The organism is Demequina oxidasica (assembly GCF_000975115.1).
GTDB lineage: Bacteria > Actinomycetota > Actinomycetes > Actinomycetales > Demequinaceae > Demequina > Demequina oxidasica.
In genome coordinates this window covers 235,342-260,816 of the sequence record NZ_BBRE01000002.1, presented here as the reverse complement: position 1 = coordinate 260,816, position 25,475 = coordinate 235,342, and the positions used below count along the sequence as shown (strand labels likewise).

The window sequence follows — 25,475 nt, the reverse complement described above, 5'->3', positions numbered from 1 at the left end:
ACGCTACTCCGGCTCAGTGGCAGTGCCGAGCCTGCGCGTCTTCGACGCCGGCTCAGCGGGAGGCTCACCTTGAAGTTCAAGCAGCCGGTCAATCTTGGACTCGAGTTCGACGACTCTCGTGGCCATCGCATCGTCACGGGTGTCACGTTCCTCGTCGCGCTCGTCATTGTCCGAGTCGTCCTGCGAGGATGTCATGCTCACAAACCACGCTGCGACAGAGGCTGTCACCACACCAATGAGGGCAATACCGACGAGCATCATGACCGTCGCGACGATGCGGCCGGTCAGCGTCACAGGCGTCAGGTCGCCGTAGCCCACCGTAGTAACGGTCACGATGGACCACCACAACGCGTCACCAAAGTTGGTGATGTTGGCGCCGGGGGCGCCGCGCTCCGCGGACAACACCCACACCGCGCCCAACCAGAGCAGTAGCACGGTAGATCCCACCACGGCCTGCATGGTCTTGAAGCGTCCACTCGCGCTGGCGAGCATCGTGCCCTGCGTGAAGACCGTAAGAATCTTCAGGGGCCGCGCCGCGGGGAGGAGCACCGCGACTACGTCCAGCGGGTGCGTCCACAGAAACTTCCAGGACTTCTCCGACAGCACGGTGCGGATGACTAGGTCGGCGAGGAAGGCGAGCCAAATCCAGAACTGGACGGTCAGCAGAATTGCGGACACGCTTCCTGGTAGCTGCTCGTGGAAGATGATGCGAGTAGACCACACCACCAAGAACACGAACGCGAGTACCAGCATCAACTTGTCGAAGCGATGCGCGTATTGATCGAACTTGGTCGGCCTAGCGCCCTTGTCTGCCAATGCGCCGCTCCCCTCTGACTACGTGGGCCCTACCGGACTCGAACCGATGACACCTGCGGTGTAAACGCAGTGCTCTAACCAACTGAGCTAAGGGCCCTTCACCTTTTCAGGCGTACCTATTGTGGCGCATCGGCCGCAATTGGCGTAATTCCCGCGCCGATTACGCCTTTGACGGGCAGGAAATCGCCAGCGGAAGTGCCGCGCGGTACTCATCCAGGTCACGGGCCTGGCCCATCGGACTCACAATTGCCCAACGCACGATGCCGTCACCGTCGATCAGGAAGGATCCCCTATTTGCCAGGCCCTTGTCCTCGTTGAATACACCGTAAGCGCGCGCAGCCTCCCCGTGAGGCCAGAAGTCGGAAAGGATGCCACCGTCGTACGCGTGTGCATCCGCCCAAGCCTTGAGCGTATAGATCGAATCGCAGGAGATGACCATGACCTTGACCTCGTCGCTCGTCAGCAGGTCTTCCGCTCCCTGCAAATCCACGAGCTCGTTGGTGCACGTGTCGGTAAAAGCGAAGGGGATGAAAACGAGCAAAACACCAGTGCCCCGGAAGCCGTCTAGCGTGACGGTACGGCCGTGCTGGTCGAGCAGGCTAAAGGCTGGAGCAGGCTGTCCCACGAGTGGCTGCGCCTTCACCTGTAGTTCCCGAGCTTCCGCAAGGTCAGCGGCCGTCAGGCCCTGGACCGGGGTCACTTAGAGCGGCCCTTTTCAACGAGTTGGGTACATGACCACGATTCGCCCACCACAAAGGTGGAGGTCGCGTGAAGCCCGGCCAGTGAGGCGGACTCGCCGACGATGCGCGGCTCAACGTGACCAGCGACGCCCTTCTTGGGCGTCAGGACCCACATGGATGCGCCGTCATCGAGTAGCGCCTGTGCATCCATCAGCAAGTCGGCAAGATCCTCGTCGCCTTCGCGGAACCACACCAACGCGCCATCGGTGACATCGCCAAAGTCCTCGAACACGATCGCCTCGCCGGTGGCGTCCTCGATTCCCACCCGGAGTTCCTTCTCGACGTCCTCGTCGTATCCAAATTCCTGGATGATGTGGCCCTTTTCTAGACCAAACCTCGCGATCATCGTCTCGTCGACTGATGTCGGGTCCTCCTGTGTCGCCACGGCGGCGTCGCTCCTTGTCATTGGGGAATGGCGCCTCCACGTGCGCCTGCGACCACAGTAGAGGCACCGATGCCCCCTATGCAACGGCGACCAGACCACTAGTGTTGTAGGGCCGAGCGTGCGGCGCCCATGCGCCAGCGTGACAATCGGCCGCAAAATGGCAAGAATGTTCAAAGAGGCGGCACACCCGCTACGCCCCCATAGACACATTGGCGCATTACCCCGCGCCCGGCAGGAAGGCCACCGGTGGCATCACACGGCGACGTTGACCAGGATCCGAACGAGACAAATGAGTGGCTAGATTCGCTCGACGGTCTGATCGAAACAAACGGCGAGGGCCGGGCAGAATTCATTCTTGACCAGATGCTGGAACGCGCAGCGCAGCGCCGCCTCAGTGTTCCGCTGAGCCTCAACACTCCGTACTTGAACACCATTCACTACGAGGACGAGCCCGAGTTCCCTGGCGATGAAGCGATCGAGCGCAAGTACCGCGGCTGGATCCGCTGGAACGCGGCCGTCATGGTGACCCGCGCACAGGCTGATGGCAAGGGCGTTGGGGGGCACATCTCGTCGTACGCGTCCGTCGCGACGCTCTACGAAGTGGGCCTGAACCACTTCTTCCGCGGCAAGGACCACCCGGGTGGCGGAGACCAGATTTACTTCCAGGGCCACGCCGCACCCGGCGTGTACGCCCGCGCGTTTGTCGAGGGTCGCATGTCCGAAGAGGACCTGGACTCGTTCCGTCAGGAAAAGTCGGCGTCCGGGCGCGGACTGTCCTCGTACCCACACCCGCGCCTCATGCCTGAGTTGTGGGAGTTCCCCACTGTCTCCATGGGACTCGGGCCGGCATCGGCCATCTACCAGGCGTGGACTAACCGCTACCTCCAGGCACGAGACATCAAGGACACGTCGGAGCAGCAGGTCTGGGCCTACCTCGGCGACGGCGAGATGGACGAGCCCGAGAGCCGCGGCATGCTCCAACTTGCAGCCAACCAAGGCCTCGACAACCTCACGTTCGTCGTGAACTGCAACTTGCAGCGCCTGGACGGCCCCGTCCGCGGTAACGGCAAGATCATCCAGGAACTCGAAGCGTACTTCCGTGGTGCTGGCTGGAACGTCCTCAAGGTGGTGTGGGGCCGCAACTGGGACCCGCTACTTGCCCGCGACAAGGATGGTGCGCTCGTCAACCTCATGAACACGGTCCCCGACGGCGACTTCCAGACGTTCCGCGCGGAGTCCGGTGCGTTCATTCGCGATCAGTTCTTTGGCGGCGACCCTCGCGCCAAGGAACTCGTCAAGGACATGACGGACGACGAGATCTGGGCTCTCAAGCGCGGTGGTCACGACTACAGCAAGCTGTACGCCGCGTACGCGAAGTCGATGGAGAAGAACGGCAAGCCCACGGTCATCCTCGCGAAGACCATCAAGGGCTACGGATTGGGAGCCAACTTCGCGGCACGCAACTCGACTCACCAGATGAAGAAGCTCGCCGCGGCAGACCTTAAGGTCCTGCGCGACACGTTCGAGATTCCCTTCACGGACGAGGAGCTCGAGGCGGATCCGTACAACCCGCCCTACTACCGTCCCGACCCGTCCGATCCCGCAATTCAGTACATGCTGGATCGTCGCAAGGAGCTCGGAGGTTTCGTTCCCGAGCGCCGCGAGGACTACGCCCCGATCACGCTTCCGGACGACAAAAACTACGAGTTGCTCGCCAAGGGATCAGGCAAGCAGCAGGTCGCCACGACGATGGCATTCGTGCGCCTGTTCAAGGACCTGGTCCGCGACAAGGAATTCGGAAAGCGCATCGTGCCGATCATTCCCGACGAGGCGCGCACGTTCGGCCTCGACGCGATTTTCCCGAGTGCCAAGATCTTCAACACGCAGGGTCAGAACTACCTCCCCGTGGACCGCGAACTCATGCTGAGTTACAAGGAGTCCGAGGCCGGGCAGATCATGCACACCGGAATCAACGAGGCGGGCTCGGCAGCTGCGTTCCAGGCCGTCGGCACGTCCTACGCCACCCACGGCGAGCCGATGATTCCGTTCTACATCTTCTACTCGATGTTCGGATTCCAGCGCACGGGCGACCAGTTCTGGGCTGCAGGCGACCAGCTCACGCGCGGATTCATCATCGGCGCTACCGCCGGCCGCACCACGCTTGCCGGCGAGGGCCTGCAGCACGGTGATGGGCACTCCCCTATCCTCGCTGCGACAAACACCGCGGTGGTGCAGTACGACCCCGCGTTCGGCTACGAGATTCGCCACATCGTCAAGGACGGCATCCAGCGGATGTACGGCGACGACGGCCGCGACCCCAACGTCATGTACTACCTGACCGTGTACAACGAGCCGATTCACCAGCCCGTCGAGCCTGAGAACGTAGACGTCGAGGGCATCCTCAAGGGCATCTACAAAGTTGCCGATGCGGCCGAGGGTGACGGACCCCGCGTCCAGTTGCTCGCGTCCGGCGTTGGTGTCCCGTGGGCACTCGAGGCACAGGAGCTTCTGCTAGCGCACTACGGTGTGCGCGCGGACGTATGGTCTGTGACTTCGTGGAACGAGCTCCGACGCGACGCTCTCGCCGCTGAGGAGGCCTCCTTCCTGCACCCCGAGGACGGCCAGCAGGTTCCCTACGTCACCCAGAAACTCCAGGGTGCCGAGGGGCCGTTCATTGCCACCTCTGACTACGACCACTTGATCCCCGACCAGATCCGCGCTTGGGTTCCCGGCGAGTACGCCACGCTCGGCGCCGATGGGTTCGGCTTCTCCGACACCCGCGCCGCTGCGCGTCGTTACTTCCACATCGACGGTCCGTCGATGGCCGTCAAGGCGCTGCAGTTGCTTGAGCGCAAGGGCCAGATTGAAGCCGGCACCACTGCGGCCGCGATCGACCGCTACGAGCTCCACGACCCCTCCAAGGGCACGTCGGGCAACGCCGGCGGCGACGCTTAAGGCGCACGTTCGTACCAAACGAAGAATGCCCCGACTCCCTCTGGAGTCGGGGCATTCTTGTGTTGGACGACTTAGATCTGGTGACCCGTGTCCTCACCGTCCCGCTTGGGCTGACCAGCTTCGGGGTCATCCGGCGTTCCTGAGGCCTCCATGGGCGCTTCAGGCTGGGTCGACTCAATAGGGGCAGCAGCCGTGGCCTCTTGTTCTGGGGCCGGTCGAGCCAACGGCGCTTCGTCAGGCTGCGGAGTACCGTTCGTAGGCGGCGTTTCTGCTGGCGCATCGGCACTCGTCGTCGTCTCCCCGACGGCCGGTGCAGACGTGGATGTCGCTTCACCCCCGGCAACGCCAGCAGGCGGCGTGGTAGCAGCCAAGCGTTCCGACGTGTGGATAGACCGGCGCACGCCAATGGCAAGCACCAGGATCACGATGAACAGGATCACCGCGAGGACCCACAGTCCAATCAGAATCGGGTTTCCGAACGCGCTTGCGGGTGCCACGAGCACATAGCCGTTGACGTCACAGTCGCCTTCCGCCGCGTGCACGTAGCCGTACACGTGGTAGACACCCGTGAGACTAATACCGCTGTCATCCTTGAGCTGATCTTGGACCGCCTGCACGTTTGCCGTACCGGAGATTTGCTCAACCCCGGCGGTGTTGTCAACCGTGCCGGTGTACGTCGGTATCTCAAAACCGGCTACCTTCAAACCAGCAGCGTTCGTGCCCGTGGTCACCACCGCGGCGGTCGTCATCGTCCACGGCACATCGTCGCTCAGCGCGGCCTTGAAGGGCGAGGTCGCGGAGGTGCCGGCGGGGCCGGTCGTGTCGCTGAGCGAAGAGCTCGCCTCGATGGTGCAACCGTCGCTGATCGAACCACCGCCCACAAACTCGGGGATGCCGGTCAGTGCCACTCCGCCGAGGAGGGAAGCGAAGACGACAACGACGACGAATCGCTTACGCACCAACGAGACTCTTTGAGTCAACGCGAAGGTACTCACCATCATCACGATCGCGACAATTCCGAAGACCACCAGGCGATCCGGGGGCAGGATGCCGAGTTGCCACAGCAACAGGACAATCACCAACCCAAATAGGAATCCGAAAATTGCACCCGTCACTGGCTTGGGCTGCGGCTTCATTGCCTACCTCCTAGTTTTGCTAACCAAACCTACCCATGGATAGCGATTTTTGGCGACCAACGTGTTTACCTCACGACTCCCCGGGGGGGTTGCGGACCCAATTCCGAACGATTCGATCAGGAAACCCGAAACTGACGTTACCAACAGGATTTCCGCATTTCGACAACCCCATTTGCCCGTTATGTCGCGCTTTCCCGCACGCGCTGCCCCCCATGTGGGGGGCGCGCCCTTGTCGAAAGCACACAAGTTTGCTCTATGATGACAACCATGGCAACAACTGACACCCGACAGGACACCCTCAAACGTCTTCGCGGCGGCACCGGCAAGCTATCCACCGCCGCTATCACGAGCCTCGATACCGAGTACGCATGGTTCCGCGACCTCCCTGCTCAGGAGCGCTCGTGGGTAGGAACTGTCGCACAAGCCGGCATCGACTCGTTCGTACAGTGGTACGCGGACCCCACTCGTAGCTACCGCGGCGCGGCCGAGGTGTTCTCCGCAGCGCCTCCCGAGCTGACGCGGTCCATTTCCCTTCAGCACACCCTGGGAATTGTGCGCACGGTCGTTCAGGTCGTGGAGGACCACTGTGATGAGTTCGCCGCCCCGGGTGGCGAGCAGGAGCTTCGCGAGGCGATTCTCCGATACTCACGCGAGATCGCGTTCAGCGCTGCCGAGGTCTATGCGCGAGCCGCTGAGTCACGCGGGGCCTGGGATGCCCGCATCGAGGCGCTAGTCGTCGATGCCCTGGTCCGCGGTGAGGTGGATGACGATCTACCCAGCCGAGCCGCAGCTCTTGGGTGGAAGCCCGGCCCCACGCTGGTGATGGTGGGCCTCACCCATGGCACGCTCGGAGAAGTGCAGTCCGCTGAGCTCCGACGCTCAATCCGCCGCACTGCCAATGGGGCCCTCGTCGGAATTCACGGCGACGACCTGGTCATCATCGCGCGATCCGATACCGACATGGACGAGTTGACCCAGCAGCTACTTCCGAACTTTGGCCCCGGTCCCGTTGTTGTTGGTCCCCCGGCCGTGACGCTCGTCGAAGTCGCCCGGGCGACACGAGCAGCCTTCACCGGCGTGCTCGCCGCGCCGGCATGGGCCCTGTCACCGCGTCCGGTAAAGGCTGATGACCTCCTCCCGGAGCGCGTCCTGGTGGGCGACACCGCTGCGCGTGAAAAGTTGGTTGCTGTGGCATATGACCCAATCGTCAAGGCCAGCGGCGCACTCGTCGACACCGTCTCAACCTACTTGGACTGCGGTCGCTCGCTCGAGCTTGCCTCACGCCTCATGTTCGTTCACGCAAACACGGTCCGGTACCGCCTCAAGAAGGTGTCGGAACTCACCGGATGGAACGTGCTGTCCACCCGTGACGCCCACGTGTTGGAGACCGCGTTCGCGTTGGGTCGCCTGCGCGACTCCAGCCACACGTCGCTCTAGGCTGAAACTGTAGGACCCATACAATCCGATTCCCGCGAAACGGTGAGCACGGAGCGCATGTTTTCTTGATTCATAAGGCACTCTAGAGACATGATTGCCGTTCTCTGCCCCGGTCAGGGTGCCCAGACTCCCGGAATGCTCGCCCCTTGGCTCGAGATTCCGGGAGTCGCCAAGAATCTTCGGTTGTTGTCGGAAGCCACAGATATTGATGTGGTGGAACACGGCACCAAGTCCGACGCTGATGCGATTCGCGATACTGCGGTTGCTCAACCCTTACTCGTGGCCACTGCACTCGCGACTGCGCGCGAAGTGCTGGGGGACGCACTCCCCGCCGTCACCGCCGGGCACAGCGTCGGTGAGTTCGGAGCCGCCGCACTGTCGGGCGCCATCACCGACCAGGAGGCCATGAGTCTTGTCTCGGTTCGAGCGAACGCCATGGCAGCAGCCGCGGCAGCCGCAGAACCCACCTCCATGGCCGCCGTTCTGGGCGGCGACGCTGATGAGGTCCTGGCCGCGCTTGTCTCGTTGGGTCTGACTCCCGCGAACATGAACGGAGGGGGTCAAGTAGTGGCCGCCGGGTCCAAGGCGTCGATCGAAGCCTTGGTCGCCTCTCCCCCGGCTCGCGCACGAGTCATTGAGCTCCAGGTCGCGGGAGCCTTCCATACCGACACCATGAAGCCAGCCGTGGCAACACTCGCCGAGGCGGCATCGGCGGTCACCCCCGGCGACGTGGCTGAGGTCCTGATATCCAACGCGGACGGCAAGCGAGTCATTGATGGCAACGAAGTGCTCGCGCGGCTCGTGTCGCAGGTCGCAAACCCAGTACGCTGGGATCTCTGCCAGCAAACCATGCTGGACCTTGGCGTCACGGCAATCATCGAGGTTGCGCCAGGCGGCGTCCTCACGGGCCTTGCCCGGCGATCGATGAAGGGCATCCCTGCAGTAGCCCTGAAGTCACCGGACGATTTGGACGCAGCCCGCGAACTCCTGGAGGCACACGCGTGACCACTATGTCCATCAAGCGAGGACCCGAGTTCTCGCGCATTCTTGGCCTGGGCGTTGCCCGTGGCGAGACCGCTGTCCCCAACGAGGACATCATCGAGCCCATCGACTCGTCCGACGAGTGGATTCGCAAGATGACCGGCATCGCCACCCGAGTGAGGGCCAACTCGGACACGTCGGTCATCGACCTGTCCGAGCGCGCCGCGCGCGAGGCCATCGCGAATGCCGGCATCTCGGCGGACGAGATCGACACCGTCATCCTGTCCACCATCACCTACCCGCACATGACCCCCGGAGGCGCGCCCGTGCTCGCGGACCGCCTCGGCATTCAGGCCGCGGCCTTCGACATTTCGGCGGCCTGCGCAGGCTACTGCTACGGCATCGGCCAAGCGGACGCCTTGGTGCGCGCCGGCACCGCTCGCAACGTGTTGGTGGTTGGTGCGGAGAAGATGAGCGACTTCATCGACCCCGCGGACCGCACCATCTCCTATTTGCTCGGCGACGCCGCAGGAGCGGTGGTCGTTGGTGCATCGGATACTCCCGGCATCGGCCCCACAGTGTGGGGTTCGGATGGCTCCGGAGCCCAGCTGATTCGCCAGACTGCGTCGTGGCTCGAGGTTCGTGACAATCCCGACGTCCCGTTCCCCACGCTCTTCCAGGAGGGACCGTCTGTCTTCAAGTGGGCGTCCTTCAAGATGGCTCCCATCGCTCGCGAGGCCATCGCAGCCGCAGGACTGACTCCGGATGATATTTCGGTGTTCATCCCGCACCAGGCCAACGTGCGCATCATTGACCAGTTGGTTAAGCAGATCGGGCTACCCGACCACGTGGCAGTTGGCAAGGACATCGTCGATTCTGGAAACACCTCCGCCGCCTCCATCCCGCTCGCGACTGAACGACTTATTCGCGACGGCGATGCGAAGTCGGGCGACCTCGCGCTGCAGATTGGATTTGGCGCTGGGCTGGTGTACGCCGCCCAAGTGATCGTGATCCCGTAGTTCGGGACACCTCTTAATTTCACAATCGTTCTACACAAGAACACGATGCGTCCGCATCACCACCACCTAAGGAGATACACATGGCACTGAACGAAAACGAGGTCCTTGAGGGCCTGGCAGAGATCGTCGCCGAAGAGACCGGCCTCGACGCAGCAGACGTCCAGAACGACAAGTCGTTCACCGATGACCTCGACATCGACTCGCTCTCGATGATGACCATCGTCACGCTCGCAGAAGAGAAGTTCGACGTGCGCATCCCCGACGAGGACGTCAAGAACCTCGTCACCGTGGGCGACGCCGTCCAGTACATCACCAAGGCGCAGGCGTAACCGCAGCCTTTCGGCAACCCTGCCCCTCTTGACCTCGTATAGGGAGAATCACACCATGACGAATGTCGTAATCACCGGACTCGGAGCAACCACGCCGCTTGGCGGAGACGTGCCCACGACCTGGGAGAACGCGCTCGCCGGCAAGTCCGGAGTGCGTACCCTCGACAACGACTGGGCGGAGACCTACGGCATGGCCGTGAACTTCGCTGGTCAGCTCATGGTGCGTCCCGACGAGGTTCTCTCCCGGCCCGAGACCAAGCGCATGGATCCGTCCGCCCAGATGGCGATCGTGGCAACGCGCGAGGCATGGGCCGATGCCGGTACCCCCGAGGTGGACCCGGAGCGCCTCGGCGCCGTGGTCTCCTCGGGCATCGGTGGAGTGTGGACGCTGCTATCGGCATGGGACACGATGAAGGAGAAGGGCGCCGCGCGCGTGCTTCCCCTCACCGTGCCCATGCTGATGCCGAACTCCCCCACCGCGTACGTCTCACTCGAGATCACCGCACGAGCTGGGGCGCACGCGCCCGTCTCCGCCTGCGCATCGGGCGCCGAGGCGATCGGCATGGCCTACGAGATGATCCAGTCCGGGCGCGCCGATGTGGTGGTCGCCGGCGGCACCGAGGCGGCCATCCACCCGCTTCCGATTTCCTCATTCGCCGCCATGCAGGCGCTGTCCAAGCGCAATGACGACCCGGCAGGCGCCTCGCGTCCATACGACGTCACGCGGGACGGCTTTGTCCTGGGCGAAGGCGCTGGCGTCATGGTCATCGAGTCCGAGGAGCACGCCAAGGCGCGTGGCGCACGTATCTATGGCCGACTGCTCGGCATGGGCATGACCGCGGACGCGCACCACATTGCCGCGCCAGACCCCCAGGGCGCCGGCCAGACGCGTGCGATGCAGTTCGCGCTCGACTGCGCGGAACTCACCGCGAGTGACATCGTGCACGTCAACGGCCACGCGACGTCGACCCCGGTGGGCGACATGATCGAGGCCCGCGGTATCCGCAGCGTGCTCGGCTCGCACGCCGACAGCGTGCTCCTGAGCGCTACTAAGTCCATGACTGGCCACCTCCTCGGCGGCGCAGGCGCTCTCGAGTCGGTCTTCACCGTCAAGGCCCTGCAGGACCGCAAGGCTCCCCCCACCATCAACGTCACGGAGCCCGATCCCGAGCTCGAGCTCGACTTGGTGCGCGACGTACCTCGTGACCTTCCTGCAGACGGTCAGCTTGCGGCCATCAACAACTCATTCGGCTTTGGCGGCCACAACGTCGCCCTCATCTTCGGTACCGCGTAACTCGTAGCGTGCAAGAGGAAGGGCCCCGCCGCTTGGATTCCAAGTAGCGGGGCCCTTCTTTGCGTTGAGAACGTGCGGATTAGCCGACGCGGTGCAACCAGCGCACGGGGGCGCCGTGGCCCGCGTAGCGGAACGGCTCGAGCTCGTGGTCCCACGCGGCGCCGAGCGCCAGGTCCATAGAGCGCTTGAAGTCAGCTGCCGTGCCGCCGGCCTCGATCGCGGCGCGGATGCGGTCCTCGGGCACCACGATGTTGCCGTGGACGTCGGTGACGGCGTGGAAGATTCCCAGCGAGGGGGTGTGCGACCAGCGTCCGCCGTCGCAACCAAAGGAGGGATCCTCAGTGACCTCGTAGCGGACGTGCTCCCACCCGCGCAGTGCGGAGGCGAGGTTCGCGCCGGTGCCCTGCTGTCCCTGCCACGCCACTTCGGCGCGGAAAAGATTGGTGCCAGCAGGCTGGTCGATCCAGTCAAAGGTGGCGCGCGAACCTAGCACGCTCTGTGCGGCCCACTCGATGTGAGGGCACATTGCGCGCGTTGCAGAGTGCACGAATAGAACACCACGGGTAATTGCAGCCATGACCCTTCCTTCCTGTTGAGGTACGTCTTCCCCTACGACCTCTGAAGAAATGTCCGGCTAACCGGGGTAGTTCGCTACTGCTATGTCACTATGTTGCCCTATCTCGCGCAGATGCGCCAGTGTGCCCGCGCGGCGCGGCGCAATGTGCGCGAACTCTCTGACCGTGTCAGAGTCAAGCCATGGCTACTTCTTCCGTCGTAATGACCGCCGCCCAACTTCAGCAGGCCGAGCGCGCCACTATGGAGACGGTCGACGAGGCTGTCTTGATGGACCATGCGGCCGATGCCGTGGCGGCCGAAGCAAGAGGCACCACCGAGGCACGTACTCGCCTCATGGACAGGGCAAAGGTGGTGATCCTCACCGGCACCGGAAACAATGGTGGCGACGCGCTACTGGCGGGCGCGCTACTCAGTGCGGAGGGCGCGGATGCCGTTGCGGTACTGACAGGCGACACCGCGCACAAGCGTGGACTTGAGCGGTTCACCGCGGCAGGCGGACGAGTCGTTCATGCAGCGGATTCAATGGATGAGGCGCTCGCCTTGGTGGGCGAGGCCAACTGTGTCATTGACGGCATCGTAGGGCTCGGCGCCCGCGCGGGACTACGCGCCCCGGCGGATGCGCTCGTGGCCGCCATCCCACTGCACACGGCCGTCATCGCCGTCGACATTCCAAGCGGTCTCGAGGCCGACTCCGGTGATGCGGACTTACCTCACGTTCACGCGAAGGTGACTGTGACCTTCACCGCGCTCAAAGGGTGCCTGTCGGCCAGGCCGGCAAAAGCATCGGCCGGTCTTGTGGTGCTCGCCGACGTGGGCGTCGCGCTGGACTAGCACGCTGCGACGAAGCCTGGTCTACTTGGCCTCGTCGAGCGATTCGCGTAGTTCGCGCATGGCGCGCTTGCGGACATCCTTTTTGAGCCGGTCCAGGTAGAGGTGTCCATCGAGGTGGTCGACCTCGTGGTTGATCAGTCGCGCCCAGATCTCCTCGCCTTCGATCACCACGGGCTTGCCATCCAGGTCGATTCCCTCGGCGCGGGTGTACGCGGGGCGTTCACACGGGTACCAGAGGCCGGGGACGGAGAGGCAACCCTCGTCACCCAGCTCCTGCAGCTCATCCGACCGCTCCACGATGACGGGGTTGATGATGTAGCCCATGTCGTCGTCGATGTTCCAGGAGAACGCGCGCAGGTTGACGCCGATCTGATTCGCCGCCAGCCCCGCGCGACCGTCGTAGTCGACAGTCTCAAGCAGGTCCTCGATCAGGGTCTTGACGCGGGCGTCAATATCCGTGATGGGGTCGCACAGGGTGCGCAGGACGGGGTCGCCAGTTACTCGGATGTCGCGGAATGCCATGGCGACATTCTTTCATGCCCTCCGACCGCTCCGGGTTCGCGTATGCCACGCTGGAGCCATGAGCGACGCACATGAGTGGTCAGCGGCCGATGTCGAGCGCGTCTGGCCGGTGCCCAGCGCCGGTGACGACAAGTACTCGCGAGGCGTCCTAGGCGTTGTCGCGGGCTCCGACGCCTACCCAGGTGCGGCGGTACTTGTGGTCAACGCGGCGGTGCGAGCCGGAGCGGCGTTCGTGCGCTACATCGGCCCACGCCGCGCCCAAGACCTAGTACTCGCCCGTCACCCCGAAGTGGTCGTGCACGCCCCCTCCGACGCATCGGACGCACTACCTCGCTGCCAGGCGTGGGTAGTCGGCCCCGGAATCGCGGACCATCCCGAACAGGACGCGGTGATCAGTGCCGTGACCGCGGCCGGACTGCCCATGGTGGTGGACGCCGGCGCGCTGGAGGCGATCGCTCGTGCCCGCGCGTCCGGAGACCGCGCCGCCGCGAGCGACAGCGTGCTCCTCACGCCGCACGCCAACGAACTCGTCCGCACGCTGAAGGCGTTACGGCACGACGTATCTCGCGCTGACGTCGACCGGGATCGCGCCGGGCACGCGCGCCTACTCGCCGAGACGGCCAGGGCGACCGTCCTGCTCAAGGGGTCCCGGACCATCGTCGTCTCCCCTGGCGGCGCCATCGTGACGCTCCCTGAGGCCACGCCCTGGCTGGCCACCGCGGGCTCCGGCGACACCCTGGCAGGTATTGCGGGCACCCTCCTCGCGGGGGGCCTCAGTGCGGCCGATGCCGGGGCGAGCGCCGCGTGGATTCACGCCCAAGCAGGGGTGTTGGCTTCCGACGGTGGACCCATCAGCGCACTCGACGTGGCTGACATGGTGCCGACCGTCATTGCGGCGATTGTCGACCAGTACGGCGACGAGTCCCCGCACTAGGCGATGGGGGTAAGGCGAACGCTCGCAGTCGAGCCCTCATCTAGACCTTCGGATTTACGGACTGACTTCTTAATCGGCAGGATGAACCCGCCCTGGTCCTTGGACGGGAAGACCGACGTCTCCCAGGTCGTCTTGCCGATGCTGACGCGCACCTTCACGGACCCGAACCCCGCGCGCAGGCCCGAGTACTCCTCGTCGATCTCGTCAGTGATCTCGTTCGGCAGAGTAACGAACAGCCAGACGCCCTGCTGAACGTCCCAGCGCCAGAGATCGGCATTGAACTCGTAAGTGGCGCTCATTACCCGACCGCCTTCCAGTGAGCAGCGATCAGCTGATTCGCTCTCACGTGGTCCTGGGGTCGGTGGAACTTCCCCTCAAGTATCTCGTGGCACGCGCCTGCGCCTGCAAGCGCTTCGGCCACCTCCTCGTACAGGTCGTTCCAACGACCAGTAATAACTAGCGTTGGCGAGGGCGCGAGAAAATCGAGGCTGATCGATGGCTCCCAAGGGGGAGGCGACGCCCGCAGACGACGCCCCAGCAAGGCAATGCCCACCGCATTGGGCGCTGGGACGGGAGCACCCAAAGCCTCTAGGAACCGCACCCAAAAATCGGCATCTGATACTGCCCGGTCGTCAGCCAAATCGAACACGGGACTCATTTCAAGCACGTGGCGCTCGACCTCGGGACCACCACGCACCGCACCAAAACACGCGGGCTCGAAGAGCGTCAACGAGCGAACCAGCCAGGGCTCTCGCGACGCCGCGAGCGTAGCCGCGACTGCGCCGGAAGAGTGCGCAACCAAGTGGCCGCCGTTCGGACCGAGAGCGCGGTGAATGGCCGCGAGGTGTTGCTCGCGTGTGGAGCCGAGGTCCTCGTGTGTCAGGAACGTCCCCGATGTTCCGGGTGCCAGCATGGCATTCGACTGCTGCGGCCATGCCTCCGTGCCGTCGAGTCCTGAGCCCGGAACGAAAATAATATTCATGGTCACAGTCTGCCCGACGGCAGTTCCGGAGAGGAGAAGGTTGGTGGGAAGCGCGCGCAACGCATCTACCTCGGTGGATATTAGTTCTAGGATGACCCTAGTCCATGGAATCGCTGACGCCAGTCCATGAAACAAGCGAAGTCGCAGCTAAATGAGAGCGTCTGCGTCGTCGGCAGAGGTTCACACACGGTGCGTTGTTGGAGCGGGGCTGTTGCTACGGGGCGACAAACAGCATGGCCATGCGTTCGCTCCGCGCAGGGGTCAACGCGCGATGCCCTTTTGACCGCAGCCAGGTCTCGACACCGCGAAGGTTGGCGGTCACGAGCGTGTCTGCGACACGGAGCCGGATATCGCCCGAACGATAACCGGCTCCGTGTGATACTTGTGACGAGGTGGCTTGCTGTCGACTCTTTGGGTAATACATCTCACTAACTGCAAGACCTGGAATGCAAAGAACCAGCGATGCCTCATCAAACTACCTGCAGTTATATGTGTAACGCTTCACTTGAGTGCCCCATGAAGTCGTCGTACCGGGGTAGAACTTTATCCCGAAGCAGTTACCGTTGCTGTAGAAGTCTTTGGCTTGGGTAGAGAAGATCGAGGTACGCGCTGCAACGATGCCGCCAGCAAACGCGCCGGCCGCCGCGCCCGGGACTCCACCGACAGATGCGCCGAGGGCGATCACAAGAGCAATCATCTTCCCCGCGTCGCTGCCGAACTTGGAAATCTTGAGTGTATAGGCTCGATTAAAACGCATCGTACACGTCACGATTCCGCAGTCGCCTTGGAACGATGGGTCGGCGACCACGGGGAATACGGTCCGCTCGTCTACGGTGACATCTTGTACTACCGTGTTGCCCTCAACTCGGTATTGGGTCTCGAGAGCAACGCCGTCCGCGTCGCTAGCCCACGGAGCCGCGATAGCACCTGCTGTCATCTGAAAACTTCCGTCGTCCGCTCCTGCCCAAAGAGTAACGGAGCCGTCGTCATTCAATTCAGGCGTCAAGTTACCGAACTCGTAGGTGAGATCGGACAGTTGGTCTTCTGATTCCGCGATCGTGTGAACCCTGGTTTCGTCCAATCCGCTCTGTACGGCAATATCAGGACCGGCGTCACCCGCGTAGACAACCGTGTTGTCGTCGCTCACACGAGCAACCGCCCCTTCGCCCGGTAGTTTGACTGCGATGGGAATGCCTGCATCTCCAACGAGGGTCAGGATGCCATCAGACGTGGCGGGGATCTCAGTATCACTCGCAGCAGAGGTGAGCGTGCGATCCGTTCCAACCTGCAACGGCTCGTTAGTTACCGCGTCTGGTCTTACTTCGTTCACAAGCTGAGAGATCGTGTCAGTTTCGTCTGCATCGCTAGCGAACGCGGAGGTGGGGGATACTGCGGTCACTGCTAGGACCAAGCCTGTTACTAGCGAGACCTTCTTGAATCTAGTGTGCATATCTTGCTCCTTTGCATAGATGGGGTTGTTCCGAAAATTGGTGCACGCGAACTGACCGTCAACATTGAGGTGGACTGCTCGGAGTCGTGGCGCGTTATCTCGGAGAAAGCAATTGAGCGTTTCGCGTCGTTGGAACAGCGCCCACACCTGCATCCGTCTGCGATGCTTGCCGCACGCACTGGTGGTAAGAGGTTCAGCGACTATCGCTTTTGCGCAATTCGTGCATAGCGATTGCAGCAGTCGGCATGGCACCAATGGCTGCGAGCGCGAAAACTGCAAGAGGCGTAAGAGCAGATGTAGTGAACATACCCGGCAAGATGGCGCAGGCGAATAGAACCAAGAGCGCTAGTGAACGGAGAGTAGTCTCGGCGCGCGTTGGATGATTCAGTGTTGCCAATACGAGTGAGTGTCCGAGCAAGACAATCGCGAAAGTCGCCCAGGACAGACCATCGCTTGGTCTCAGAAGGTTCAGCGCCACGAGCACGAAGCCAATCAGCGACAACCCGGCCGTCGACCAGTTGCTTGACCACGGAAGCTGAAAGAACGGGCCATCTTCCCAACGTGTATATGCCACTACGTTTTTCATCTAGTGCTCCTGACCAGAGTCGTTTGGGGGGTGCGCACAAAAACTTGCGTGACAACACTTCGGAACATAACAGTCAACCAACGGTCCCGCAACCGCGAGCGCTATGAAGAAACCTGCGTCAGATTCCGTGACCTCGGAGTGCTCAGTAAAGAGAAGTCGTTCTTGGCCAACCAGGTGCAAATCTCAATGGTGAAGTGCGGACCCGCTCAGAACTGCCCGCGCGATCCATCAACCATTGACGACTCAACGAGAGCTCCGTCTCAGTGCTCGCATGCGATGAGAGAAAGTGCACGTTCGACTCAGCGGCGCTCGTGATCGCGTTAACCATGGACCGCAACTGAGCGAATCCGCTCGTCTGGCTACTTTCCACCATGCCAAGGACTTGCACAGCGAAAACCGGACGTCACCAGCGTGGCTCTGACGCGGGGACGTACTGCCCAATGGACGGCTTGTCTCGCCGGATGCTGACCACTGCGTGGAACAAGCTTCCGGCTTAGGTCCAAAATAGGTGGGCTGGTGGGATCACGTTCTACGTCGCCGCGATCCGCATCTACGGACAGAGGGGTCACTGGGACCGGCGACGCAAGGTCCACGGAGCTAACAGCCCCGACGTTTCCGGCTAGGCGCTCCTATTGTTGAAGTCCGCTGCTCTGCTAGTTGAGCTAATGGCCCTGGCAAGTCGGTGAGTTTGCCTGGTGAATGAGGCTCGGAGCGACGCACGCCCCACGTTGGAGTGGCACGCGTCACGAGTTGGCGCACTGAAGCTCGGTGCACGCTGGCTTCACGCTTACTGATGAGTTAAGTGTGCGGCTTGTCCAAATGGCATTCATATCCATCGTTCATGGGGACTGCCCCGGGTTTCGTTGACTCGCTGACCTGCCCCATAGTTTGGTTACCAGTGGCAGAGTGTTGTTTTGGCTCGAGCACAAGGAGTCTGAACATGCCAAAGGCCTATCCTGCCCAGTTTCGTTACCGAGCTGTCGCGTTGGTGCGTGCGGGCAAACCCATCACCGCGGTCGCGCCGAACCTGGGCGTTAGCGAGGGTTGCCTGCGCAATTGGGTCCGCCAAGACCGCGTCGACCATGGCGAGATCTCGGGCATCACCACCGGAGAAAACGCAGAACTTAAGGCAGCACGAAAACGGATTCGAGAACTCGAGCGTGAGGTCGAGATTTTGCAGGTCGCGGCGAGTCTTCTTGGGGAGGACAAGCCCCACCCAAAAGGATTCACTTAGGGGACACGACGTCCTTGTCTCCGCCGGACATCCAGCCTTAACATGCTGTCGCATCCTGGGCGTGTCGAAACCTGGCTACTACCGCTACCGCAATCGACCAACCTCACCCACTCAGATGCGACGAGAGTGGCTGACCGGACTGATCCGTGAGGTTCATGTCGCCTCGAAGGGCACCTACGGATACCGGCGGGTCCATGCCGAACTCACCCTCGGCATGGGTGTGAGCGTGAGTGACCACCTCGTGGGCACTCTCATGAACCTTGAAGGGGTGCGTGGTCTGCCAGGACCCACTCGTATCAAAAGGTTGCGTGGCGTCGTCACCGCCGACGACCTCGTCAACCGCAAATTTTTCCGGTCACGACCAAACGAGCTATGGGTCACCGACATCACGCAACATCGCACGCGTGAAGGTTGGCTTTACTGCTGCTGCGTGCTCGACGCCTTCAGCCGCAAAATAGTCGGCTGGGCCATCGACTCCAGCCAAGACACCCGGCTTGTTCTCAACGCCCTGGACATGGCCATCAAGACCCGCAAACCTGCCCCTGGCGGAGTAGTTCACGCCGACCACGGAGCCCAGTTCACCTCCTGGGCCTTTGGCAATCGAATCCGCACCGCCGGCCTCATGCCCTCATTCGGCACCGTGGGCGACGGACTCGACAATGCAATGATGGAATCGTTCTGGTCGTCAATGCAGATCGAGCTGCTGAACCGTCAACGGTGGAATACACGACTCGAGCTCACCAACGCAATCTTCGAGTACATCGAGATCTGGCACAACCGAGCACGACGCCACTCCAGCATCAACTACCTCACCCCAGTCGACTTTGAAATACAGTCCGAAATGAACACCACCCACGCCAGAACGACACACCTCACGAGGTAACCAAACCTGGGGGCAGGTCAAGAAGTCACCTATCCATGCGGCAGTCCCAAGAATGCTCTTACAACCGACATGGTCAAGAAGGAAATCCAGGCCCTCCGCCGGTAGCAGACCCCTGTCTCGGGCGGGACAACTCGGCGAAAGCTGCAAGCCCGAAGTCGTAGAGCGTCAGACCTCGCGTGCCACGGGACACTGCAAACACCTTTAAGCCCATGCGCCAAGTGGCAATAGTGGGAAGCCGACAAGTTGATCTTGTTGATCAGATCTAGGCCCGTGGAGGCCTCGAACCGCTGAGCGCTCCCACTTCTTCGCACACAGCCTCAAAGGCTTCGCGGGCACGGGCGAAGCCATACGTGCCGCGGCTGAACGGTCCCCAGGCGGAGACCATCCACAAGTCTCGGCTCGCCGGCGAGATCCACTCAACCGTGTTGCTGGCGTCGCCTCTGACTGTCCATTGGTTGCCGCAGAGCGTCGCGATCAGCGAGCCCGAGGCCATGGTGATGCTCACTCTTGGCCAGGGTTCTCGTCGGAAGTAACCTCGGCCTTGTTCGGCCGGTTCACCTGATCATCGAACGCCCCGAAGTGCGCGCGACAGTTGAGGTGATCCAGCGCTGAGCCGCACGAGAGACAGAACATCGGTTCATGACATCCAGGTGGGCTGACACCGCTTAGAGCCCTGTGGACGCAGGCGTTGGAGCCCCCGAAGTTTCAAAGCAGGACTGGAGGTCAGGCGTTCGCGGCCTCAACGAGTTGGATCGCTTCTTCGCCATCGGCAAGATGGTGACGGTCTTTGGGGTGCGTGCGGAAGTACTCGATTATCGAAGCTACGACGTTGGGGTCGGATCCGATGTAGCCGGGGGCAATGGTGGACACTGTCCCGTCAGTTGACACGAGATCCAACGAGATTCTGGACTTACTAGAACTCACGTGCACCGCATCTAGGTTCTCCCATGCGAGGCGAAGCGTTCTGGCGCCTCGAACACCTCCCAGTCCCGCAGGCGTGACTGTCAACCCCTCAGGCGCTCGCAGGTCCCAGAGTAGTTTGACCAAGAAAGCGAGTCCGGTTCCGGATATCACTGCGAACAGTATTGTTGCGGGACCCGTGACGAACCCATCGTCCGAGGTCAAGATCGCCGCCACACGGAGTGCCCCTGGGATCACCATCAGCAACAAATAGAATGCCGGCCACCACACCATCGCCGATCGACGGGGAAGAAACCTCAACGGTTCTTGCCTGGCCACTCGCACGATCCTGGATTCCCTGGCGCCATTGGCTACGTTCACATACGGAATTGTCATGAGCAACACGAAGCCGAGGGAGGCAAAAGAGGCCGAATACAGCGCACCATCCATCTGGAAACCAACAAATACTAGAATTGCGCTGACCAACACAATGACGAACTTCCACCAACTGGAACTCGGCATACCGGGAAGCGGCGCATGGTCTGGCCGCTGGGACTTCAAGTAGACATGTCGCTTCACGGGTCGCTTCACAGGTTGACTCTCCACGAAGTAGGACTTGATAGGTCAAAGAAATCAGAGATTCCGGCGTCTATCGCTTCTCTGACGTCTAACGACACTGCTGCTTCCCAAGCGTATTTTGCGGCATATCCACCGGCCACTGCAAATGAACCGATGACCACGACGGGGATAGCGACTGCAGCAACAGGCGCTGCTGCCACCGCGGCAACAATTGTTGGAACCAATGCGCCCCCTATGACGCCGCCGGCGGCCACTCCCGCAAGATTCGCTATCGCCGACGACTCGGAGCCTCCGTCCGCGATCTCCTGGCCTGTGACGACTACGTCGATCACCCCACCCGCAATAGGAATGATCTTGCTAGTTCTGGACACGCCCTGTATTACTTCTGCCAGCGCACTAGCACTCTGTCGCAATCCACGAGGATCCGCAGCTTCTGCTGCGGCTCTCAACGCAGGGTTGCCTGAGCGCAATTGACGGGTAAAGGTATGTGCTTTGGAGTATTTCTCTGACGCGATAGCTCGCCATCGCTCCACGTTCTGAGCCATGATTGCTTCGGTAGATGTCAGCGCAGCGTTGACAGTCACATTGTTTCCGTCTACAAGACCCGCGTAAGCCTTGGACGCATCTTGAAAGTCGTCGATGCGAGCGACGAGAGTACCAAAATGCTCAGCCACCCACATTTCGAGTTCTCTCCAGAACGTGCCTACCTTGGTGGATAGGTCGTTATAGACCTCGACCCGCGTCAGGTAAGCCTCCCATTCGACAGCCTCAGGGGACCCGACAAGTGCCCCGTGTGGTTCGCCGGCAACCCAACTCCTTGGAATGGGGATCTTCTTGCCCCAGACTTCAAGTCCGTGGGCCTCGGCGTAAGCGGCGTAATCGTCAAAATCTGCGGCTCCGCGTTCGAGACGTCCGGCGTAGGCGCGAAGGACCGATGCGAGATCCTTCACGTATGTGGGGACTTCCAGATTCGCGCGACGAAGCTTCTGTGTGGCAGATGAGAATGCCGAGCCAGACTCGCCCGTCCATAAATACTGTGCATCGGTCAACATATACGTCAAATCCACCTCGACGTTTTCGAGTGCCCCGTGCAGCTTGGGGTCCAACCAATCAGCGCATGCTCTTATCTCATTCGGATCGCCCTTGATGGTTAAAGACAGTGCCATCATTTACCGCCGATTTCAGCCTTGAGCGACCGCATTTCGGACGACGCCAACGCCTCATTGTGTGTGAAGTCATCAAGCACGTCGCGGGCTACTGCGATGACTGCGCGATAAGAGTCTGAGGTCATACCTGAAGCCTCAACTGCTGCTGCCACCGTAAAGCCGATCAACTCAGATGCGATGCCACCATCGGGGGCATCAGGGAACTCGCCGAGCGCACTATCAACCTTGTCAACTTCGACAATGACTCGCTTGAAAAGCCTCCCCATGTTGAAAGCATCGACAGCGATCTCTCTCACGTCAACCTGCCATTCGTGAACAGATCGGCCGGGAGTTGCGGATCGAAGGCCACCACGTCGAAGGGGAAATCGGCCTTAATGGGCTCGAGATCGGCAAGATGCAAAAGTACCCACGCTTGGTTGTCTCCGCATGCGTTCGCGAGCCTGTCTAGCGCGGTGTATGCCAGCAGTGCCTTTCGGCCATCCACCAAAGGTCGAACCTCAGGAACTGTTTCGCTTCCAGGATGGGTGCGTACTGGCACGTAAAGTACAGGTGGCACCACAGGCGGTGCTGTCTGAATCCGTATAGAAGCTCCAGGATTTGGCGTCTGCGGTGAACGTTGAGCACCATCTAATCACAGCGGGCCCGGTCACGATTGTGGGTTTCCACAATCGTTGCGAACGATGGGGCGGCCAAAAACTCCTGATAAATTGCTCTTTTCAGTGGGCCAGGTGGGGCTTGAACCCACGACCGACGGATTATGAGTCCGCTGCTCTAACCGGCTGAGCTACTGGCCCGTGCACGCCACAAGGACGAGCGGTAGGTAGTCTATCGGCGAGCGGCACTACCAGTTTCGCGTGTTCGTAGAACGCCGCGAAGTCATGTAAAGTTTGTGACTGCACAATCCCTCTTAGCTCAATTGGCAGAGCAGCCGACTGTTAATCGGCAGGTTATTGGTTCGAGTCCAATAGAGGGAGCCACTGCAAGCACTGAGCCGGTCCGCATCGCGGGCCGGCTTTTGTGTTTCCAAGGCGGAAGTTCTAGGCCGAGAGCGCCACTCTGCCAGGAGTAACGGCTACTCCTCCCGGAGGGTGCGCCTCAGTTGCTCCAGCCGAATCACTTCGGCAAAGGCCTCGCTTGCGGCCTCAGTCCCCTGGCCTGCGCGCTGCATGCGCCCGCGCAGTTCGGCGATCTGGCGGGTCACGCTCAGGTCTGCGACGCGCGCGAGAACGGAGCGCACGTATCGGTGCGCCTCTTCGGGCTTGTCGTGCGGCAGCGGAGTCACGGCGATCTCGGAGACGGTGGGCGCCAGCATCGGTCCCACCTGCTCGGCAACCATCGCTACCCACTCACTGGTGGCCTGGGGGCCGCCGGCGGCCAGAACGCCGTCAAACACCGCACGGTACTGCGGCACGGTGAACGCGTCGGAAGCCAGCCCATCAAAGACCTGACGGACGTCCGCGTGGGCCGTGATCGCATCGGGCAACTGCAGGATAACGCCCAGCGCGACGGCTTCGGAGCGCACCACCGGGTCGCGGGGGTTGGGCCGCTCGTAGCCCTCGTTCGCTCCAAAGGCGCCCTGCGCGGACGCGTGGTCCGTGTACGGATCGCCGTCGTCCAGCGGAGGCGCGTCGTAGGGAGGAGGTTCACCCCGTCCGGCCGATGCTGCGGCTGGCTGCCCAGGACGAGTCGCCTGGTCACGGTGTTGGCCGCCTTGCTGCCCGCCCTGCGCGGGACGTCCCTGGGGCGGCTGTGACCTAGCCGCGGCCTGCCTCGCCTTGCCCGCATCGGTCACCGCCTTGCGCACCACGACCTCGTCCATACCGAGCCAGCCCGCCAGGCGGCGCGCGTACTCGGGCTGAATGGCACGATCGCGGATGCCCGCGACCACGGGGGCGGCCGCACGCAGTGCAGCCACGCGGCCCTCGGGGGTCTCGAGGTTGTTGGCTCCCAGCGCGGTCTTGATCACAAACTCAAACAGCGGCACGCGCGCCTCCATCAGCGCACGCACGGCCTCGTCCCCGCGCTGCTGACGAATGTCACAGGGGTCCATCCCGTCCGGGTCCACGGCGACGAATGTCTGTGCGAGGAACTGCTGGTCGAGCGCAAAGGACTTGAGCGCGGCATTCTGCCCCGCCTCGTCGCCGTCAAACGTGAAGATGACCTTGGCACCGGTGGAGCCGACCTTGAGTTGCGCTCCGCCGGTGTCTCCCATGAGGCGGCGCACCACCTTGACGTGGTCCTCGCCAAAGGCGGTGCCGCAGGTGGCGACGGCGTTCATGATGCCGGCGAGGTGGCACGCCATCACGTCGGTGTAGCCCTCGACCACCACGACGGTACGTTCGGACCGGATGGCGCCCTTGGCGAGGTCCAACCCGTAGAGCACGTTGCTCTTCTTGTAGAGCGCGGTCTCCGGGGTGTTCAGGTACTTGGGGCCCTGGTCATCCTCGTAAAGCTTGCGCGCGCCAAAGCCGATGGGCTCACCGGTGACGTCGCGGATGGGCCACACCAGGCGGCCGCGGAAGCGGTCGTAGATGCCGCGCTGGCCTTCGGAGACCAGTCCCGATGCGCGTAACTCCGGCTCGGTGAAGCCGTTATTGCGCAGGTGGTCCAATAAGGACGACCAGCCTTGGGGCGCGTAGCCCACTCCGAACGTCGCGGCGGCCTCCTGGCCGAATCCACGACCCAGCAGGAAGTCCCTGGCGGTCTTGGCCTCCGGGGTGCCGAGCTGGGAAACGAAGAATTCGGCGGAGACGCGGTGCGCGTCTAGCAGCCGCTTGCGCAGTCCCGCCGTGCCCTCCTTGCGCGGTCCGCCACCGGCCTCGTAGCGAAGCGTCACATTGGAGCGTTCGGCCAGGTATTCCACGGCCTCCGCGAAAGGCAATCCGTCCATGCGCATCACGAATTCGATGACGTCTCCGCCCTCGCCGCAGCCAAAGCAGTGCCAGCGTCCTGCCGCGGGTCGCACGTGGAAGGACGGGCTGCGCTCGTCGTGGAAGGGGCACAGGCCCTTAAGCGATCCCACGCCCGCGGACTTCAGCGTGACGTGCTGGCCGATGATGTCCTCAATGGGTGCGCGCTCGCGAACGGTCGCGATGTCGTCCCGATTGATAGTCCCAGCCACGTGCCTACTCTAGTTGGGACCGGGTCGCCTCACGCACGGATTCCTAGGTCAGCATCGGCCGTCTGGTGCCCCTCGCGGGGGTCACTACTCGCTCAGCGAAATTTCGCACGTCCGCAGAGTGATTGGTGCTGGGTAGGCTAGGGGTATTACACCGAAAGGACATCACCGTGAGAGTCGATGCATTCTTGGCGGACACCGCCGAGGTCGTTCAGGGCAAGATCTACGCCATGGGTGCCGGATGGAACACCATCTACGTGCGCCAGTTCCCTGCCGCCCACCGTCGCCTGTCGGTCGCATCGACCGTGCACGTGCCGTTCACCGCGACCAACGCAAGCCACAACTTTGAGCTTAAGTTGCTCACCGAGGATGGCAAGGAGTACCCGATCGGCATCCGTCAGAACGCCGAGGGTCAGCCCGAGCCCGTGCGCGCCATGGGTGGCGAATTCACCCTGGGTCGTCCGCCGCACCTGGTAGACGGCGACGAGCAGGTTGCGTGCTTCGCGTTCACCGTCGATGGCATGCGCTTCCAGGCCCCTGGCATGTTCACGTGGGTCGTCTCGGTCGATGGCGAAGAGGCCACTCGCCTGCCGATGCGCGTGCAGCAAGCTTCCAGCTAACC

26 protein-coding genes and 3 tRNA genes are annotated in these 25,475 nt (G+C 62.3%); 11 read left to right on the top strand and 18 right to left on the bottom strand.

The annotated features are described in order from the left end of the window. Positions 1-3 precede the first annotated feature (3 nt). From AOP77_RS08270 to AOP77_RS08255, 4 genes are all read right to left on the bottom strand, one after another. Positions 4-816, bottom strand: a complete 813-nt coding sequence (locus AOP77_RS08270) for a potassium channel family protein (RefSeq protein ID WP_062212182.1) — start codon at positions 814-816, stop codon at positions 4-6. Between the two features lie 23 nt (positions 817-839). Continuing rightward, positions 840-913, bottom strand: a tRNA-Val gene (locus tag AOP77_RS08265). Between the two features lie 63 nt (positions 914-976). Then, on the bottom strand, positions 977-1,516 hold the full coding sequence (locus tag AOP77_RS08260) for a peroxiredoxin (RefSeq protein ID WP_236685790.1): 540 nt from the start codon (positions 1,514-1,516) through the stop codon (positions 977-979). Further along, a complete protein-coding gene (locus AOP77_RS08255; protein ID WP_236685789.1) occupies positions 1,513-1,962 on the bottom strand; it encodes a DUF3052 domain-containing protein in 450 nt (149 codons plus the stop codon). The genes AOP77_RS08260 and AOP77_RS08255 overlap by 4 nt, the downstream gene beginning before the upstream one ends. 225 nt (positions 1,963-2,187) lie before the next feature. Here AOP77_RS08255 and aceE point away from each other — a divergent pair, with 225 nt between their 5' ends. After that, the gene (gene aceE, locus AOP77_RS08250) at positions 2,188-4,896 is read left to right on the top strand and encodes a pyruvate dehydrogenase (acetyl-transferring), homodimeric type (protein ID WP_236685788.1); all 2,709 of its coding nucleotides are present in this window, start codon (positions 2,188-2,190) and stop codon (positions 4,894-4,896) included. Between the two features lie 71 nt (positions 4,897-4,967). Here aceE and AOP77_RS08245 read toward each other — a convergent pair whose 3' ends face one another. Continuing rightward, positions 4,968-6,032: a hypothetical protein gene (locus tag AOP77_RS08245; protein WP_062212176.1), complete on the bottom strand. Its 1,065-nt coding sequence runs from the start codon at positions 6,030-6,032 to the stop codon at positions 4,968-4,970. 267 nt (positions 6,033-6,299) lie between these two features. Here AOP77_RS08245 and AOP77_RS08240 point away from each other — a divergent pair, with 267 nt between their 5' ends. From AOP77_RS08240 to fabF, 5 genes are all read left to right on the top strand, one after another. Further along, a complete protein-coding gene (locus AOP77_RS08240; protein WP_236685787.1) occupies positions 6,300-7,469 on the top strand; it encodes a PucR family transcriptional regulator in 1,170 nt (389 codons plus the stop codon). A 90-nt stretch (positions 7,470-7,559) separates the two neighbouring features. After that, positions 7,560-8,474, top strand: a complete 915-nt coding sequence (locus AOP77_RS08235; protein WP_062212170.1) for an ACP S-malonyltransferase — start codon at positions 7,560-7,562, stop codon at positions 8,472-8,474. A gap of 5 nt (positions 8,475-8,479) precedes the next feature. Continuing rightward, positions 8,480-9,469 (top strand): beta-ketoacyl-ACP synthase III, encoded by a 990-nt coding sequence (locus AOP77_RS08230; RefSeq protein ID WP_062212628.1) that lies wholly within the window; start codon positions 8,480-8,482, stop codon positions 9,467-9,469. An 80-nt stretch (positions 9,470-9,549) separates the two neighbouring features. Beyond that, the gene (locus AOP77_RS08225) at positions 9,550-9,798 is read left to right on the top strand and encodes an acyl carrier protein (RefSeq protein ID WP_061965381.1); all 249 of its coding nucleotides are present in this window, start codon (positions 9,550-9,552) and stop codon (positions 9,796-9,798) included. A 55-nt stretch (positions 9,799-9,853) separates the two neighbouring features. Continuing rightward, a complete protein-coding gene (fabF, locus tag AOP77_RS08220) occupies positions 9,854-11,092 on the top strand; it encodes a beta-ketoacyl-ACP synthase II (protein ID WP_062212169.1) in 1,239 nt (412 codons plus the stop codon). A gap of 79 nt (positions 11,093-11,171) precedes the next feature. On the opposite strand, the gene AOP77_RS08215 is transcribed toward fabF, so the two are convergent. Next, on the bottom strand, positions 11,172-11,669 hold the full coding sequence (locus AOP77_RS08215; protein WP_061965377.1) for a DUF3145 domain-containing protein: 498 nt from the start codon (positions 11,667-11,669) through the stop codon (positions 11,172-11,174). Positions 11,670-11,848: 179 nt separating this feature from the next. Here AOP77_RS08215 and AOP77_RS08210 point away from each other — a divergent pair, with 179 nt between their 5' ends. Continuing rightward, positions 11,849-12,499, top strand: a complete 651-nt coding sequence (locus AOP77_RS08210) for an NAD(P)H-hydrate epimerase (protein ID WP_062212166.1) — start codon at positions 11,849-11,851, stop codon at positions 12,497-12,499. A gap of 21 nt (positions 12,500-12,520) precedes the next feature. On the opposite strand, the gene def is transcribed toward AOP77_RS08210, so the two are convergent. After that, positions 12,521-13,021: a peptide deformylase gene (gene def / locus AOP77_RS08205; protein ID WP_062212163.1), complete on the bottom strand. Its 501-nt coding sequence runs from the start codon at positions 13,019-13,021 to the stop codon at positions 12,521-12,523. Positions 13,022-13,079: 58 nt separating this feature from the next. Here def and AOP77_RS08200 point away from each other — a divergent pair, with 58 nt between their 5' ends. Continuing rightward, entirely contained in the window at positions 13,080-13,955 is an 876-nt protein-coding gene (locus AOP77_RS08200) for an NAD(P)H-hydrate dehydratase (RefSeq protein ID WP_062212160.1), read from the top strand. Here AOP77_RS08200 and AOP77_RS08195 read toward each other — a convergent pair. From AOP77_RS08195 to AOP77_RS08180, 4 genes are all read right to left on the bottom strand, one after another. Continuing rightward, positions 13,952-14,254: a DUF1905 domain-containing protein gene (locus AOP77_RS08195; protein WP_062212157.1), complete on the bottom strand. Its 303-nt coding sequence runs from the start codon at positions 14,252-14,254 to the stop codon at positions 13,952-13,954. The two genes, AOP77_RS08200 and AOP77_RS08195, sit on opposite strands and share 4 nt — an antisense overlap. Continuing rightward, positions 14,254-14,937 (bottom strand): alpha/beta hydrolase, encoded by a 684-nt coding sequence (locus AOP77_RS08190; RefSeq protein ID WP_152649834.1) that lies wholly within the window; start codon positions 14,935-14,937, stop codon positions 14,254-14,256. The genes AOP77_RS08195 and AOP77_RS08190 overlap by 1 nt, the downstream gene beginning before the upstream one ends. A gap of 475 nt (positions 14,938-15,412) precedes the next feature. After that, complete coding sequence (locus AOP77_RS08185) at positions 15,413-16,387, bottom strand: hypothetical protein (protein ID WP_062212152.1); 975 nt, start codon at positions 16,385-16,387, stop codon at positions 15,413-15,415. Between the two features lie 193 nt (positions 16,388-16,580). Next, on the bottom strand, positions 16,581-16,973 hold the full coding sequence (locus AOP77_RS08180) for a hypothetical protein (RefSeq protein ID WP_062212150.1): 393 nt from the start codon (positions 16,971-16,973) through the stop codon (positions 16,581-16,583). Positions 16,974-17,913: 940 nt separating this feature from the next. On the opposite strand from AOP77_RS08180, the gene AOP77_RS08170 reads away from it, so the two are divergent. Then, positions 17,914-19,090, top strand: a protein-coding gene (locus AOP77_RS08170; protein ID WP_439644702.1) for an IS3 family transposase whose coding sequence is annotated in 2 segments (ribosomal slippage) — positions 17,914-18,182 and positions 18,181-19,090 — 1,179 coding nt in all. Because the reading frame shifts where the segments join, the coding sequence is not laid out codon by codon here. Positions 19,091-19,352: 262 nt separating this feature from the next. On the opposite strand, the gene AOP77_RS12270 is transcribed toward AOP77_RS08170, so the two are convergent. From AOP77_RS12270 to AOP77_RS08140, 6 genes are all read right to left on the bottom strand, one after another. Continuing rightward, positions 19,353-19,595: a hypothetical protein gene (locus AOP77_RS12270; RefSeq protein ID WP_152649833.1), complete on the bottom strand. Its 243-nt coding sequence runs from the start codon at positions 19,593-19,595 to the stop codon at positions 19,353-19,355. Positions 19,596-19,813: 218 nt separating this feature from the next. Then, positions 19,814-20,581: a hypothetical protein gene (locus AOP77_RS08160; RefSeq protein WP_152649832.1), complete on the bottom strand. Its 768-nt coding sequence runs from the start codon at positions 20,579-20,581 to the stop codon at positions 19,814-19,816. Beyond that, positions 20,578-21,738: a hypothetical protein gene (locus tag AOP77_RS08155; RefSeq protein WP_152649831.1), complete on the bottom strand. Its 1,161-nt coding sequence runs from the start codon at positions 21,736-21,738 to the stop codon at positions 20,578-20,580. Before AOP77_RS08155 ends, AOP77_RS08160 begins: the two co-directional genes overlap by 4 nt. Beyond that, a complete protein-coding gene (locus AOP77_RS08150; RefSeq protein ID WP_062212139.1) occupies positions 21,735-22,031 on the bottom strand; it encodes a hypothetical protein in 297 nt (98 codons plus the stop codon). The genes AOP77_RS08155 and AOP77_RS08150 overlap by 4 nt, the downstream gene beginning before the upstream one ends. Next, complete coding sequence (locus tag AOP77_RS08145) at positions 22,028-22,273, bottom strand: SAV_915 family protein (protein WP_369345405.1); 246 nt, start codon at positions 22,271-22,273, stop codon at positions 22,028-22,030. The genes AOP77_RS08150 and AOP77_RS08145 overlap by 4 nt, the downstream gene beginning before the upstream one ends. A gap of 182 nt (positions 22,274-22,455) precedes the next feature. Continuing rightward, positions 22,456-22,529, bottom strand: a tRNA-Ile gene (locus AOP77_RS08140). A gap of 107 nt (positions 22,530-22,636) precedes the next feature. Here AOP77_RS08140 and AOP77_RS08135 point away from each other — a divergent pair. Continuing rightward, a tRNA-Asn gene (locus AOP77_RS08135) sits at positions 22,637-22,712 on the top strand. Positions 22,713-22,807: 95 nt separating this feature from the next. On the opposite strand, the gene dnaG is transcribed toward AOP77_RS08135, so the two are convergent. Continuing rightward, the gene (gene dnaG, locus AOP77_RS08130) at positions 22,808-24,856 is read right to left on the bottom strand and encodes a DNA primase (protein WP_062212131.1); all 2,049 of its coding nucleotides are present in this window, start codon (positions 24,854-24,856) and stop codon (positions 22,808-22,810) included. A 167-nt stretch (positions 24,857-25,023) separates the two neighbouring features. Here dnaG and AOP77_RS08125 point away from each other — a divergent pair, with 167 nt between their 5' ends. Continuing rightward, a complete protein-coding gene (locus AOP77_RS08125; RefSeq protein ID WP_062212130.1) occupies positions 25,024-25,473 on the top strand; it encodes a DUF6941 family protein in 450 nt (149 codons plus the stop codon). Positions 25,474-25,475: the final 2 nt, after the last annotated feature.